Annotated in this window: 15 protein-coding genes; 9 read left to right on the top strand and 6 right to left on the bottom strand. The window is 66.4% G+C overall.

Going from position 1 to position 13561, the window contains the following annotated elements; translation table 11 throughout:
* Nucleotides 1-220 precede the first annotated feature (220 nt).
* The 6 genes from HOP53_RS17555 to HOP53_RS17530 form a co-directional block, all read right to left on the bottom strand.
* Entirely contained in the window at nt 221-1189 is a 969-nt protein-coding gene (locus HOP53_RS17555; RefSeq protein WP_234271230.1) for a U32 family peptidase, read from the bottom strand.
* Nucleotides 1190-1198: 9 nt separating this feature from the next.
* Nucleotides 1199-2194 (bottom strand): ubiquinone anaerobic biosynthesis protein UbiU, encoded by a 996-nt coding sequence (gene ubiU, locus HOP53_RS17550; protein WP_234271229.1) that lies wholly within the window; start codon nt 2192-2194, stop codon nt 1199-1201.
* 90 nt (nt 2195-2284) lie between these two features.
* Nucleotides 2285-3457 carry an NO-inducible flavohemoprotein gene (gene hmpA / locus HOP53_RS17545; RefSeq protein ID WP_234271228.1) on the bottom strand — a complete coding sequence of 391 codons (1173 nt, stop codon included), beginning with the start codon at nt 3455-3457 and terminating at the stop codon, nt 2285-2287.
* Between the two features lie 129 nt (nt 3458-3586).
* Complete coding sequence (locus tag HOP53_RS17540; protein WP_234271227.1) at nt 3587-4150, bottom strand: YIP1 family protein; 564 nt, start codon at nt 4148-4150, stop codon at nt 3587-3589.
* 80 nt (nt 4151-4230) lie between these two features.
* Complete coding sequence (locus HOP53_RS17535) at nt 4231-5445, bottom strand: cytochrome D1 domain-containing protein (protein ID WP_234271226.1); 1215 nt, start codon at nt 5443-5445, stop codon at nt 4231-4233.
* A gap of 14 nt (nt 5446-5459) precedes the next feature.
* Nucleotides 5460-5810 (bottom strand): c-type cytochrome, encoded by a 351-nt coding sequence (locus HOP53_RS17530; protein WP_234271225.1) that lies wholly within the window; start codon nt 5808-5810, stop codon nt 5460-5462.
* A 269-nt stretch (nt 5811-6079) separates the two neighbouring features.
* On the opposite strand from HOP53_RS17530, the gene HOP53_RS17525 reads away from it, so the two are divergent.
* From HOP53_RS17525 to HOP53_RS17485, 9 genes are all read left to right on the top strand, one after another.
* Nucleotides 6080-6553 (top strand): Lrp/AsnC family transcriptional regulator, encoded by a 474-nt coding sequence (locus tag HOP53_RS17525; protein WP_234271224.1) that lies wholly within the window; start codon nt 6080-6082, stop codon nt 6551-6553.
* Nucleotides 6550-7071 (top strand): siroheme decarboxylase subunit beta, encoded by a 522-nt coding sequence (ahbB, locus tag HOP53_RS17520; protein WP_234271223.1) that lies wholly within the window; start codon nt 6550-6552, stop codon nt 7069-7071. The genes HOP53_RS17525 and ahbB (HOP53_RS17520) overlap by 4 nt, the downstream gene beginning before the upstream one ends.
* Nucleotides 7068-7547 (top strand): Lrp/AsnC family transcriptional regulator, encoded by a 480-nt coding sequence (locus HOP53_RS17515; RefSeq protein ID WP_234271222.1) that lies wholly within the window; start codon nt 7068-7070, stop codon nt 7545-7547. The genes ahbB (HOP53_RS17520) and HOP53_RS17515 overlap by 4 nt, the downstream gene beginning before the upstream one ends.
* A complete protein-coding gene (gene ahbB / locus HOP53_RS17510) occupies nt 7522-8070 on the top strand; it encodes a siroheme decarboxylase subunit beta (protein WP_234271221.1) in 549 nt (182 codons plus the stop codon). The genes HOP53_RS17515 and ahbB (HOP53_RS17510) overlap by 26 nt, the downstream gene beginning before the upstream one ends.
* A gap of 28 nt (nt 8071-8098) precedes the next feature.
* The gene (nirJ, locus tag HOP53_RS17505) at nt 8099-9313 is read left to right on the top strand and encodes a heme d1 biosynthesis radical SAM protein NirJ (protein ID WP_234271220.1); all 1215 of its coding nucleotides are present in this window, start codon (nt 8099-8101) and stop codon (nt 9311-9313) included.
* Nucleotides 9314-9376: 63 nt separating this feature from the next.
* Nucleotides 9377-10237, top strand: coding sequence for a uroporphyrinogen-III C-methyltransferase (gene cobA / locus HOP53_RS17500; RefSeq protein ID WP_234271219.1), 861 nt, complete (start codon nt 9377-9379; stop codon nt 10235-10237).
* Nucleotides 10234-11760, top strand: a complete 1527-nt coding sequence (locus HOP53_RS17495; RefSeq protein WP_234271218.1) for a cytochrome D1 domain-containing protein — start codon at nt 10234-10236, stop codon at nt 11758-11760. The genes cobA and HOP53_RS17495 overlap by 4 nt, the downstream gene beginning before the upstream one ends.
* A 115-nt stretch (nt 11761-11875) precedes the next feature.
* Nucleotides 11876-13078 carry an NnrS family protein gene (locus HOP53_RS17490; RefSeq protein ID WP_234271217.1) on the top strand — a complete coding sequence of 401 codons (1203 nt, stop codon included), beginning with the start codon at nt 11876-11878 and terminating at the stop codon, nt 13076-13078.
* 44 nt (nt 13079-13122) lie between these two features.
* A complete protein-coding gene (locus tag HOP53_RS17485) occupies nt 13123-13515 on the top strand; it encodes a SirB2 family protein (protein WP_234271216.1) in 393 nt (130 codons plus the stop codon).
* Nucleotides 13516-13561 lie beyond the last annotated feature (46 nt).

The following is a 13561-nucleotide window of genomic DNA, read 5'->3' as shown; positions in this document are numbered from 1 at the left end:
TGCTTCTACACACAACATATGGTGTATGAAGGCTAGTGCCTTTGACAGAGAGAGAAAATGACCCAAGTCAGAAAAAGGCCTATCGAAGATAAATGGCCGTACTTGCTATGGGATGTGCCGCGCCGTCGCCAGGTCTGCGAGGAGGCGCTGTGAACCCATCCATGGGCGCTACATTTGCCATCCATGGCAAATGACCTCCTCTTCGACCTGCCCCGGCGCCTCACTTGGCTCCGTAGAAGGCAGAACTCGATGAGGAGTGGCTGTGGTTCTCGGCTAAGCCAGCAGTAAGCCGGGTGTTGTCCATGCCCGGGCGGCCATGCCAGTAGCCGTCGCACACCTCGGCCTCGACCAGGCTGAGTGGATCGGCGGCGGGCAGCTCGCCGCGGCGGGCGGCGTCGAAGGCGGCGACCACCTCGGCCATGCCCTCGGCACGGGGGCTCAGGCGCGCCACGCCCACGCCCATTCCGGCCATGTCTTTGATCTCGTGGCGCAGGTCCTGGCAGGCGCCGGAAAGCGTCTGGATGCCGTTGAGGGTGAACACCTCCTTGGATTCCTGTGAGCGTAGCGCCAGGCCCTCGGGGTACTTCTGGCACACGAACATGCAGCGGTCCTTGGGCTTCTGGTGGCGCCGCGCGGTAAAGCAGCGCGATGACCAGGCCAGCGGTAGGTGGCCGTAGGCGAACACCTCGCAGGGTGCATCGAGCTCCTCGGCGGCGCAGTCGGCCAGCAGGCGGGTGAGATCGTCACGCGACATCTCCACCGGCGCCTGCCAGCGCTGCATGCCGGCCCGCGCCATCACGCCGATGGCGGCCGGGTTGTAGAGGTTCAGCGCTGCCCCGGCAATGAAGGGCAGACCGGCGGCGGCCAGGCGCTGCAGGGCGCTCTGGTCGTTTGCCTCGACCATGAACTCGCCGTTGTCGCACAGCTTGCGCAGGTCGCGCAGGTCGGCCTCGGACTCGATCAGGGTCTGGCTCGCCAGCACCACCTGTTTGCCGCTCTGGGCCAGCTCGCGGCCGATGCCGAGCCAGTCGTCGAGCTTCATGTCGCGGCGACGCGAGCAGACGGACTCGCCCAAGGTGACGATCTCCACCGGCCAGTCGGCGGCCTCACGGTAGAAGTCGGCGTAGCGCTCGCGAGTCCAGTAGAACAGCACCGGGCCCAGGGCGAGCTGCAGGGAATCGGATGACATGAAAAGCTCCTATTTCCAGCGGCGTTCGTAGGCGCCCAAGGTGGTGGTGGCGCCCTCGGAGACCTCACCGAGGCCGGCCATCCAGGCGGGGTCGGGGTGGAATCGCTCCGGCGTTCGCTCGAGGCGGTCTAGCGCCTGGCGCCAGATGCCGGCGACCTTCGACACGTAGGCGGGGCTGCGCTGGCGGCCCTCGATCTTCACCGCGCTGATGCCCAGCTCGCGCAGCTCCGGCAGCAGCTCCAGGGTGTTGAGGCTGGTGGGCTCCTCGATGGCGTGGTAGGTCTCGCCGCCGACCTCGAAGCGTCCCTTGCACAGGGTGGGGTAGCCGGCCCGCTCACCGTCGCCGTAGCGATCGATCAGTACACCGTTGAGGCGCGACTCGAGTCCTTGCGGGGTCTCCTCCCAGCGCACGTGGGCCGCCGGCGAACAGACCCCACGGGTGTTGGGCGACTCGCCGGTGAGATACGACGACAGGTAGCAGCGACCCTCGGCCATGATGCATAGGCTGCCGAAGGCGAATACTTCCAGCTCCACCGGGCTCTGCTTGGCCAGGTCGCGCACCTGGGTGATGGAGAGCACCCGCGGCAGCACGGCGCGCTTGATGCCGAACTGGTCATGGTAGAAGCGCAGCGCCTCGTGGCTGGTGGCCGAGCCCTGCACCGAGAGGTGGCGGGCTAGATCGGGGTAGCGCCGGGCGGCATAGTCGAGCAGGCCCATGTCGGCCATGATCAGGGCGTCGACGCCGAGCTCGGCGGCCTGGTCCACGGCGCGGGTCCACTGGGCCCAGCCGTCGGGCTGTGGATAGGTGTTGATGGCGCAGAACACCTTCTTGCCGCGGGCATGGGCGTAGTCGATGCCTTCGCGGGCGCGTTTGTCGGTGAAATTGAGGCCGGCGAACTGCCGGGCATTGGTGGCGTTCTGGAAGCCGAAGTAGACGGCATCGGCGCCTTCATCCACCGCCCGCTTCAGGGCCGGCAGGTTACCGGCCGGGCAGACGAGCTCCATGTCGCTCTCCTCGCAGTCTGGGTAAACCCGACCATGCTAGTCGACTACGGGAGAGCGGCTTTTGATGAGGGTCATGGCGAGGCGGGATTGTCAGGCCGCATCGAGCGGGCGCGACGGCCCGAAGTGCTCGAAGTGGCGCCGTTCTTCCTCGATACCGAGCTCTGCCAGCGCACGGTCGATAGCGCTCATGAAGCCCTGTGGACCGACGAAGTAGCAGCGCGGCTGGCCACTCGGCAGGTAGTGCTCGAGAAGCTGCCGGTCGATACGCCCGATATGGTCGGCATCATTGCCTTGTTCGTGAATCGTCACCGTCTTGAGCCGGCCGGAATGCTCCGACTGCAGGGAGGCGAGTTCTTCACGAAAGGCATGGTGCTCGGCGTCCAGGGCGGCATGCAGGTAGACCACGCGCCGCCCTTCGGACAGTGCCTGTTTGGCCAGCGGCAGCATCGGAGTCTGCCCTACACCGCCGCTGGCGAGCAGCAGAGGTTCGTCACCATCGGCAAGAATCAGCTCGCCGGCCGGGGGCAGCAGCTCCACGTTATCACCGACCGCCAGAGCGTCGTGGAAATAGCGACTGACACGGCCTTTGGCCTCGCGCTTGATTGAAACCCGGTAGCTGCGGCCATTGGGTATGTCGGAAAGACTGTAGTGACGATAGACCGGCTCGCCTTCGATGGTAAGGCGCACGCCGATGTACTGGCCGGGTGCGTGGTCCGCCACCGGGCCGCCATCCTCGGGTTCGAGTACGAAGGAGCGGATCACCGCGCTCTCCTGGCGCGTGGCCGCGATGCGGAAACGGCGCAGGCCGCGCCAGCCGCCTGGCTGCTCGGCAAAGGCCCGATAGCGCCGCTCCTCCAGTTCGATCAGCAGGCCAGCCAGCTCGTCGTACAGCGCGGACCAGGCACTGGCGATATCCGGTGTCACGGCGTCGCCGAGCACCTCGCCGATGGCCGCCATTAGGCACTCACCGACGATGGGATACTGGTCGGGCTGGATGCCCAGCGATACGTGTTTCTCTACCACAATGCCAAGCACTTCACGTGCCCTGGCGGGGTCCTGGCGCAGCTGCACGTAGGCCAGCACGGCGCCGGCCAGGGCGCGCTGCTGGGCGCCGCTCTGCTGGTGCGCGGCATTGAACAGCGAGGCCACGCCGGGATAGCGCGCGAACATTAGCGGGTAGAAGCGCTGGGTGATGGCGTCTAGGTGCTGGGCGACCACCGGGGCGGTGGCTTCGATGAGCTGCTCCTGCTGCCGGGTGAGCATGCTGTCTCTCCTTCGTCTGGGGGGATTTATAATATGTATGTAAAATACATCTTTAATCCCGCGCCAGCCTGAGGCGCATTGTCGCGGTGCTCCTGGATTGGCCTAGCGCAGCTCCTTGTCGTTGAGTGTCTAGAGAGCCCAGACGAGGGCCAGCAGCACGCCCCAGGCCATCAGGCCGAAGGCGATCACGGCGTAGGTGGCCGACATCACCATGATGTCGTCTTCCTCGCGTTCGGCCAGCGCCTGCAAGCCGTGGTAGACCAGTCCGCAGGAGAGCATCAGTGCCAACAGTACGCCGCTGACGATGAACCACAGGTCGGCCACGAACAGGGTCAGCGAGGAGAGCCACAGCGGCAGCGGCACCATGGCGGCGAGGAAGTAGGCGTCGCGCAGACTGAGGCGCAGGCGGTGAGCGTCGGCTACGCCGTGGATCAGCCAGCCCATGATCAGGAAGGTGATCAGCTCGGCGCTGAACAGCGTCGGCGCGATCAGCGCCCAGGGTCGCGCGCTCAGGCCCGCCAGCAAGGCGTCGCCGTGGTGATGGATGGCGTAGTAGAGCATCACTGGCGGCAGCAGCGACAGCGGCAGCACGACGCGCAGGATCAGGGCGTTGAGGGAAGGGCGCTCGCGGCGCAGCTGCTGCCAGCCACCCTCACGGGTGAAAGGCAGTTGCAGGATATGATTGATATCCATCAAGAGGCTCTCGCGTCAGGAAAATCGTTATTGTTTTCCTTGGTTTAGCTGCGAGGCGAGAGCCTGTCAATACACCCTTCCTACAAGCCGATTCGGTGGGCCCGGTGGGTAAAGAATATCCCGCTCGGCGACTCGGCCGGCAGCCTGGCCAGTTCCTCGAAGGTGCGGGTGTCGTAGATCACCACCTGGTTGCTGTCGCGAGCCGAGATCCAGATGTGCTCACCACGGGGAGTGAATTCCTTGTGCAGGATTGATTCGCCGGGCTCCAGGGTCTGGATCACCTCGTGGGTCTGGGTGTCGATCACCTGCACCTTGTCGTTGAGCGGGTGGGCGAAGGTGACCCACACCTGACGCTCGTCGGGGCGGCTCATGACGAAGATTGGCTGGCCGTGCACGGCGATGCGGTTGCTCAGCGACCAGTCGCGGGTGTCGGCCACCAGCACCTCGTTGCGGCCTACGGCGGGGAAGAAGGCCTGGTCGCCGGCCATGGCCCAGCCCTCCAGGTGGGGCATCTTGTACACCGGCAGGCGCTGCTCGCCCTGGCCGTAGTCGGGCAGGATGCGCTGCACGCCGTTCTCCGGATGCCACAGGTCGAGCAGGGCCATGCCGTCCTCGCCGAACAGGCCGGCGATGTAGTAGCGGCCGTTGGCGGTGATCAGAGCGTCATAGGGCATGCTGCCCACGTCGCGGTACTGGGTCAGCTCGGGCTCGTCCTGGGACATGTCCAGGGTCCAGATCTCGCCGGCCTCGAACAGGCTGAAGACGAACACGTTGCCCGGCACGTCCACCACCCCCACCACCTTGGCCTGGGCCGTGCTGCCGTCCGGTCGCCGATAGGTGGCCGGCACGTCGATGACCAGCTCCATGGTCTCGGTGTCGAACACTTTGACCCCGCCCGGCTCGTAGTTGCCCACCGCCACGAAGCGGCCGTCCTGGGAGATGGCGCCGCCGATGCTGTTACCACCCTGGATGATGCGCCCGTCGATCTCGCCGGTGAGCAGGTCGAGCCGGGTCAGGCCGCCGTCGCGGCCGAAGACGAAGGCGTAACGCGCATCACGGGTGAACTTCACCGAGGCGTGGGAGAGATCGCCGAAGCCCTCGACATGGCGCAGCACTTCACGGCGGGTGGTGTCGACCAGCGCCACGCTGCCGGTGGCGCGCTCGATGACCACGCCGAGGTCGCCGGTACCGCGCAGCTCCCCGTTCAGTGGTGTTTCGGCCAGCGTCTGGCCGGCAGTCAGCAGAGTGAGCGCGCCGCCGACAAGCAGCGTCTTCAACGGGTGTGGAATAGCCATGGCCAGTCTCCGGGTCAGTCCTGTTGCAGCGTTTTCAGGCGGTTATCGGTGCGCAGGTGCTCCGCCAGCCAGCGCGCCTCGGCGTCACTGAGCAGGGCCTTCCAGCCCGGCATGGCGCTGCCGGGAATGCCGTGCTGGATGATGTGGGCGAGCGCCTCGGGGCTGAAGCCCTCCATGCGGTCGCGGGGTAGCGCCGGGCCCAGTCCGCCGCGCAGGGTCATGCCGTGGCACGAGCCGCAGTCCTGGTAGAGCAGGGTTTCCAGCTCGGTCTGGCGCTGCGGGTCGACGCCGTCCGCGTGAGGCTCCGCCATGGCGATGCCCGGAAGCATGGAAGCAATAAGTAACAGCAGAGCCGGAAGGTGCATGGGGAGCCTCACGATGCAGCGAAAGTCAGCGTTTGCCGCACCCGCAGCGGGGCGCAGCGTTCACGCAGTGTTGCGCTCCGATCACGCCGTTGTTTTGACGAACGTCAAAGCCGTGGCAAGTAGCGGCTTCGAGGTCGTGAAAAAGGTACTTTGAAAATACCTCTTTTGACCTGTGTCAACGGCAGCGTCGATGGCCGCTTTCGGGGCTGATGTCGCATGTAAGATACCGCTTAAGATCATGCTTCCTTCGGCCTGCCGGGACACTGCCCATGGCTGCACTCGACTCACTCGACCGACGCCTCATCGATGCCTTTCAGCGCGAGCTGCCACTCTGTGAGCGGCCTTTCGCGGCCATGGCCGAGCGCCTGGGAGCGAGCGAGGCGCAGGTGATCGAGCGTCTCCAGCGGTTGCAGCATGATCAAGTGCTGAGCCGGGTCGGGCCAGTGTTCGACCATGCCCGGGCCGGTGCCAGCCTGCTGGCGGCGGTGGCGGTGCCCGAGGCCGAGCGCGACCGGGTGGCGGCGGCGATCAACCGCTCGCCGGGGGTCAATCACAACTACTTGCGCGAGCACGATTTCAATCTCTGGTTCGTGATGACCGCCGCCGATGAGCAGCAGCTCGAAGCGCGCCTCGAAGCTCTGGAAGAGGAGTTGGGGTATGCGGTGCTGCGCCTGCCGATGGTCGCGGCTTACCACATCGACCTCGGCTTTCCGATTCCCTGGGACGAGCTGGAGACGCCATGAACGGCCTGACCTCGACCGACACAGCTTCCCGCGCGAGCGCATGCCCTGAGCGGCTGCGTTCGCTGCTCGAGCGAGGCCTGCCGCTGACCGAGCGCCCCTGGCTGACGCTGGCCGAGCAGTGCGGCATGAGTGAAGGCGAGGTGCTGGCCTGGGTCGAGCGCTGGCAGCGCGAGGGCCTGATCAAGCGCCTGGGGCTGGTGGTGAGGCATCACGCCCTGGGCATGCGCGCCAACGCCATGGTGGTGTGGGACCTGCCCGACGACAGCGTGGCAGAGGTGGGGCGGCAATTGGCTGCGGAGCCCGCCGTGACACTCTGCTATCGCCGCCCGCGACGCCTGCCTGTCTGGCCCTACAACCTATTCTGCATGATCCACGGCGCCCGCCGCGAGCGGGTGCTGGAAGCGCTCGACGCTATCGTCGGGCGTCACGGTCTGCAGCATATTCCCCACCGCGTGCTGTTCAGCCTCAAGGCCTACAAGCAGTGCGGTGGCCGCTACGCCCGAGAGGATCAACCATGAGTGCCCACCGCCATCGGCCCGAGCCGGTCGAACTCGACGCTGCCGACCGGCGTATCGTCAACCGCCTGCAGGACGGCCTGCCGCTGGTCGAGCGCCCCTACGTTGCGGTGGCAGCCGAGCTCGCGCTCTCCGAAGGCGAACTGCTCTATCGCCTCGAGCGGCTGTTGGAGGATGGCGTGCTGAGCCGCTTCGGCCCCATGTACCACGCCGAGCGGCTGGGCGGCGGCCTGACCCTGGCGGCGCTGGAAGTGCCGGAAGCCGACTTCGAGCGAGTCACCGCGGCGGTCAACGCCTTCCCCGAGGTGGCCCACAACTACCGCCGCGATCACCGCCTCAACATGTGGTTCGTTCTGGCCACCGAGACCCCCGAGCGTATCGGCGAGACCATCGCGGCGATCGAGGCCGCCACCGGTCTTGCAGTGTTCAACATGCCCAAGCAGGAGGAATTCCATGTCCGTCTCCACCTGCCCGTCTGAGCCGCTGGCCGAAGCCGCCGGCGCGAACGGCCTCGACGCCATCGACCGCGCCATCGTGCTGGCCACCCAGGCCGGTCTGCCGTTGGTGCCGGATCCCTGGAGCGCGGTGGGCGGGCCGCTCGGTCTCACCGGCGAAGAGGTGCGCGCGCGCCTGCAGCGCATGCAGCAGAGCGGCGTGATCCGCCGCATCGCCGCGGTACCCAACCACTATCGGCTGGGCTACGTGGCCAACGGCATGACCGTATGGGACGTGGACGATGCCCACATCGAACGCTTGGGGCGCGAGGTGGCCGGCATTCCCGGCGTGAGCCACTGCTACCGCCGCCCGCGCCATCTGCCCGAGTGGCCCTACAACCTGTTCGTGATGCTGCACGGCAAGAGCCAGGCCGAGGTCGAGCGCCAGGCCGAGGCGCTGCGCGAGAAGCTCGGCGAGGCCTGCCGCGACCACCGCATCCTGTACAGCTCCCGCATTCTCAAGAAGACCGGCCTGCGGCTCGCTCGCCGACCCGGTCCGCCGCGCTGAGGCCTGCGCCGCGCCAGAGGAGGTTCCCATGTTCCGTGTCACCCGCTACGTCAAATCGCTGCTCGAACCCACGCTCAAAGGGGGTGAAACCGGCGCCGCGCCCCCCAAGCCCCCCGGCCCGGTGGTGATCTGGAACCTGATCCGGCGCTGCAACCTGACCTGCAAGCACTGCTACACCGTCTCGGCGGACGTCGACTTCAAGGGCGAACTCGCAACCGAGGAGGTCTTCACCGTCCTCGACGACTTGAAGCGCTTCCGCGTGCCGGCGCTGATCCTCTCCGGCGGCGAGCCGCTGATGCGGACGGACATCTTCGAGATTTCTCAGCGCGCCAAGGAGCTCGGCATCTATACCGGGCTCTCCACCAACGGCACCCTGATCGACGAGAGCAACATCGCGCAGATCGCCGAGTGCGGCTACGACTACGTGGGCATCAGCATCGACGGCCTCGAGGCCACCCACGACGAGTTCCGCCGCCGTCAGGGGGCGTTTCGCGAGTCGATGCATGCGGTCAAGCTGTGCAAGCAGCACGGCATCAAGGTGGGGCTGCGTTTCACCCTGACCCAGCAGAACTACGAGCAGCTCGACGCCATCCTGGCGCTGATCGACGAGCACGACGTCGACAAGTTCTACCTCTCGCACCTCAACTACGGCGGGCGCGGCCATCGCCATCGCAAGCAGGATGCCTGGTACCAGATGACCCGCGACGCCATGACCCGGCTGTTCGACCACTGCCGGGCCGAGCTCGAACGCGGCGTCGAGCGCGAGTACGTCACCGGCAACAACGACGCCGACGGCCCCTTCCTGCTGATGTGGGCGCGCCAGCACTTCCCCGACCGGGTCGAGGCGCTGGAGCGGCGCCTGACCCACTGGGGCGGCAACGCCTCGGGGGAGTACATCGCCAACATCGACAACCTGGGCACCGTGCACCCCGACACCTTCTGGTGGGACCACGCCATCGGCAACGTGCGCCAGCGGCCGTTCTCGGAGATCTGGCGCGACAGCCAGGATGCCTTGATGCAGGGCTTTCGCCAGCGTCCGCGGCCGCTCAAGGGGCGCTGCGCCGAGTGCCGCTTTCTTGCCATCTGCAACGGCAACACCCGGGTGAGGGCGTGGAAGGTGACCGGCGACCCCTGGGAGGAGGATCCTGGCTGCTACCTCAGCAACGAGGAGATCGGGGTGGAAGAAGACCGCCAGCGGCGCGTGGCCGCCCCCTTCGACACGATTCAGGCCACCGAGCTGTAGGCATCGGAACACCAACATCGGAATACGAAAAAGACCGTTTGACGCTTCGGGGAGAGGCCGATCATGACAACACACCGCCAATCGAGACATCCGGGTTTCGAGCTCGACGAGGCACCGCTGGCGCCCGGCGAGGTCGCCATCGTCGGCGCCGGCCCCGGCGACCCGGGCCTGCTCACCCTGCGCGCCCTGTCGCTGCTGCAGCAGGCCGACTGCCTGGTGTTCGACCGGCTGGTGTCCGAGGAGGTGCTGGCGCTGGCCCGCCCCGAGGCGCAGCGCTACTACGTGGGCAAGGCCTCGAGCCACCACTCGCTGCCCCAGGAGGAAACCAACGCCCTGCTGGTCGAGCTGGCCCGTGCGGGCAAGCGGGTGCTGCGGCTCAAGGGCGGCGATCCCTACATCTTCGGTCGCGGTGGCGAGGAGGCCGAGTACCTGGTCCAGTGCGGCGTCGGCTTTCGCGTGGTGCCGGGCATCACTTCGGCCTCGGGCTGCTCCAGCTACGCCGGTTTCCCACTCACCCATCGTGATCACGCCCAGAGCGTGACCTTCGTCACCGGCCACGCCAAGGCCGACGGCGAGCTGACGCTGGATTGGGCTGCGCTGGCGGTGCCCCATCACACCGCGGTGTTCTACATGGGCCTAGCCAACGCCAGGCTGATCAGCACCGAACTGCAGCGTCACGGCCTGCCGGCGGAGCACCCGGTGGCGCTGGTGGAACGCGGCACCACCCCCGAGCAGCGCAACGTCTTCGCCACCCTGGGCGATCTGGTGGAAACGATCGAGCGTGAGGCGCTCAAGCCGCCCACGCTGATCGTGGTGGGCGAGGTGGTGCGCCTGGCCGACGCCCTGGCCCCCGGCATGACCCGGCTGACCCGCAGCGATCTAGATATCGACCCGACCCTGACCGTGGGAGGGCTGGCACTGTGAAACTTTCCAGGCTATTCATCGGGGGCCTGCTGGGCCTGACCGTTCCCGCCATCCCGGCGCTGGCCGACGAGCCCGACGCCAACGTGCTCTACAACCACCACTGTGCCATCTGCCACGGCGTGAGCCGCCTGGGCGGCATCGGCCCGGCGCTGCTGCCCGACAACCTCTCGCGGCTCAAGCACGCCGAGGCCGTCGAGGTGATCCGCGACGGGCGCGCTGCCACCCAGATGCCCGCCTACGGTGAGCTGCTCGGCGAGGCCGAGATCGCCGCCCTGGCGGAGTGGATCTACGAGCCGCCGGAGGTCGAGCCGAGCTGGACCGACGAGGACATCCTGGCCAGTCATGTGGTCAACCACGCCTACGGCACGCTGCCCGACGAGCCGGTTTTCGAGGTCGAGGACCTCAAGAACCTGTTCATCGTGGTGGAGATCGGCGATCACCACGTCAGTCTGCTCGATGGCGACCGCTTCGAGCGCATCACCCGCTTTCCCAGTCGTTACGCGTTGCACGGCGGGCCCAAGTACACCCCGGACGGCCGCTACGTGTTCTTCGGCTCCCGCGACGGCTGGGTGACCAAGTACGACATCTACAACCTCGAGGTCACCGCCGAGGTGCGTGCCGGCATCAACATGCGCAACATCGCGGTGTCCGCCGACGGCAACTACGTGCTGGCCGGCAATTACCTGCCGCATACCCTGGTGCTGCTGGATGCGCGCAACCTGGAGCTGATCGCTTCCATTCCGGTGGAAGGGCTCAACGGTGAGACCTCACGGGTCAGCGCCGTCTATACCGCACCGCCGCGCAATAGCTTCGTCGCTGCCCTGCGCGACATCCCCGAGGTGTGGGAGATCCGCTGGCCCGAGGAGCGCGCCGCCGGCGACGAGGCATTGGTCGGCGACTTCGCCCTGCATCGCATGGAGGCGCCGGACTACCTCGACGACTTCTTCTTCGACATGGAGTACCGCTATCTGGTCGGCGCCGCTCGCGGCGGTAAGGGCGGTCAGGTGTTCGACATGGATGAGGAGGTCAAGGTCGCCGACCTGCCGCTGGAGGGCATGCCGCATCTGGGGGCCGGTATCACCTGGGAGCTCGACGGCCGCCGGGTGATGGCGATGCCGCACATCGACAAGGGCCAGGTCTCGGTGTTCGACATGACCGACTGGTCGCTGATCACCCATATCGAAACCGACGGTCCCGGCTTCTTCATGCGCAGCCACGAAAACTCGCCCTATGCCTGGGTCGACGTCTTCTTCGGCCCCAACCACGATCGCATCCACGTGATCGACAAGCAGAGCCTGGAGATCGTCGAGACGCTGATTCCCGAGCCGGGCAAGACCGCCGCCCACGTAGAGTTCGACCGCCGCGGCGAGACCCTGCTGCTGAGCGTGTGGGACGACGACGGCTACCTGCTGTGGCTCGACGCCAACACTTTGGAGGAACTGGGGCGAATGCCGATGAAGCGGCCCTCGGGCAAGTACAATGTGTGGAACAAGACGCAGTACGAGGAAGGCACCAGCCATTAGTAATCATTGGCTGCGCGGGCCATTAAAAAGAAGCATTCTTGATACTCGTCATGAAGCCGCCCGACGCGAATCGCCATAATGGATTCATCCAAGCATTCAAGTCGGGTATGCCGCCATGAACACCGCTTCCCCCGCTCCCCACCAGCCGCGCCTGCCCTTGGCGCGGTTGGCGTTTCGTCCCTTCTTCCTGCTGGCGTCGCTGTTCAGCGTGCTGGCGATGGTGGTGTGGTTCGCCTTCTGGCACGGCGACATCCTGCTGCGCCCCCACGGCGGGCTGATGTGGTGGCATCAGCACGAGATGATCTTCGGCTTCGGTGCCGCCGTGGTGGTGGGCTTCCTGCTCACCGCGGTGCAAAACTGGACCGGCCGGCCGAGCCTGAGCGGCGTGCCGCTGCTCGGTCTGGTGGCACTGTGGCTGACGGCCCGAATCACCCTGGCATTTCCCATGGGGCTGCCGGTATGGCTGCTGATCGTACTCGACGTGGCCTTCCTGCCGCTGGCCGCGCTGGTCATGGGCAGCCTAGTGGCGTCGGCCAGGCTGTGGCGCAACCTGATGTTCGTGCCGGTGCTGCTGCTGTTGGCGACGGCCAATCTGGCCATGCACCTGGGCGTGGCCCAGGGCAAGTTCGCGCTGATCCGCGAAGGGGGGTATCTCGGCGTACTGCTGATTGCGGTGCTGATGGTGCTACTCGGTGGACGGGTGATTCCCTTCTTCACCTCGCGCAAGCTGGGGCGGCCGCAGCCGTCGGCGATTCCTGCGCTGGAGAGGCTGACTCTCGGCTCGATGCTGGCGATCGTGCTGCTGCAACTTGCGGCGCTGCTCGGTGCCGCCGCGCCGCCTGTGCTGCTGGCCAGCGTGATGCTGGTGGCGGCGCTGGCCAGCCTGATTCGTCTGGTGCGCTGGGAGGGCCACCTGACCCTGCGTGAGCCGCTGCTGTGGGGTCTGCACCTGAGCTATGCCTTCGTGCCGGTCGGTCTGACGATGTGGGCCATGGCGCTGATGGGCGTCTTCCGCGTCGAGCTGGCCCTGCATGCCCTGGCCATCGGTGGCATCGGCGCCATGATGCTGGCGATGATGGCGCGGGTCTCGCTCGGTCACACCGGGCGCGAGATCCGCACCCTGCCGGGCATCGGCGTGGGCCTGGCGCTGATCTTCGCCGGCGCTCTGCTGCGCTCGCCGATCCTCGCCATGTTCCCGCAGATCACTCACTGGACCTATAACCTGAGCATCATCTTCTGGTGTATCGCCTACCTCATCTTCCTGTTTCACTATACGCTGCCACTATTGAGCGCCCGGGCAGACGGCCAGGCGGGCTAGGCGGCCCGAGGCGGACGGGCAACAGCTAGGGACGGAGCCAGTCGATGATCGAGTACTACTCGCTGATCAAGCATCTGCACATGACCACCGCGGTGCTCAGCATCACCTTCTTCATCGTGCGCGCCTGGTGGTCGGTGCGCGAGGTTTCCCTGCTGCAGCGGCGCTGGGTGAGAATCCTGCCTCACGTCAACGACACCTTGCTGCTGCTGCTGGGTGTCATGTTGATGACGATGCTCTCCATGTGGCCGCATCAGCATCCGTGGCTGGCCGCCAAGCTGCTGGGGCTGCTCGGCTACATCCTGCTCGGCACCGTGGCGATCAAGCGCGGGCGTACGCCGATGACGCGGGGGCTGGCAGCGCTGGCCGCGATCGTGGTGTTCGTTTACATCATGGGCACGGCCATGACCAAGGATCCCTGGTTCTTCCTGCCGCTTTGAGACGGCTTTCTTCGACGCAACAGGCTTCTATACTGAAGCCTGCCGA

Origin of the sequence: Billgrantia ethanolica (assembly GCF_021404305.1) — a bacterium.
In the GTDB taxonomy this organism is placed as follows: Bacteria; Pseudomonadota; Gammaproteobacteria; order Pseudomonadales; family Halomonadaceae; genus Halomonas; species Halomonas ethanolica.
Note: the sequence above shows the minus strand (reverse complement) of the source record. Positions and strands in the feature narration are given on the sequence as shown.

Coding starts and splice junctions, on each gene's coding strand:
- HOP53_RS17555 (WP_234271230.1), bottom strand. CDS start 1,189: ATGTCATCCGATTCCCTGCAGCTCGCCCTGGGCCCGGTGCTGTTCTAC.
- ubiU (WP_234271229.1), bottom strand. CDS start 2,194: ATGGAGCTCGTCTGCCCGGCCGGTAACCTGCCGGCCCTGAAGCGGGCG.
- hmpA (WP_234271228.1), bottom strand. CDS start 3,457: ATGCTCACCCGGCAGCAGGAGCAGCTCATCGAAGCCACCGCCCCGGTG.
- HOP53_RS17540 (WP_234271227.1), bottom strand. CDS start 4,150: ATGGATATCAATCATATCCTGCAACTGCCTTTCACCCGTGAGGGTGGC.
- HOP53_RS17535 (WP_234271226.1), bottom strand. CDS start 5,445: ATGGCTATTCCACACCCGTTGAAGACGCTGCTTGTCGGCGGCGCGCTC.
- HOP53_RS17530 (WP_234271225.1), bottom strand. CDS start 5,810: ATGCACCTTCCGGCTCTGCTGTTACTTATTGCTTCCATGCTTCCGGGC.
- HOP53_RS17525 (WP_234271224.1), top strand. CDS start 6,080: ATGGCTGCACTCGACTCACTCGACCGACGCCTCATCGATGCCTTTCAG.
- ahbB (WP_234271223.1), top strand. CDS start 6,550: ATGAACGGCCTGACCTCGACCGACACAGCTTCCCGCGCGAGCGCATGC.
- HOP53_RS17515 (WP_234271222.1), top strand. CDS start 7,068: ATGAGTGCCCACCGCCATCGGCCCGAGCCGGTCGAACTCGACGCTGCC.
- ahbB (WP_234271221.1), top strand. CDS start 7,522: ATGTCCGTCTCCACCTGCCCGTCTGAGCCGCTGGCCGAAGCCGCCGGC.
- nirJ (WP_234271220.1), top strand. CDS start 8,099: ATGTTCCGTGTCACCCGCTACGTCAAATCGCTGCTCGAACCCACGCTC.
- cobA (WP_234271219.1), top strand. CDS start 9,377: ATGACAACACACCGCCAATCGAGACATCCGGGTTTCGAGCTCGACGAG.
- HOP53_RS17490 (WP_234271217.1), top strand. CDS start 11,876: ATGAACACCGCTTCCCCCGCTCCCCACCAGCCGCGCCTGCCCTTGGCG.
- HOP53_RS17485 (WP_234271216.1), top strand. CDS start 13,123: ATGATCGAGTACTACTCGCTGATCAAGCATCTGCACATGACCACCGCG.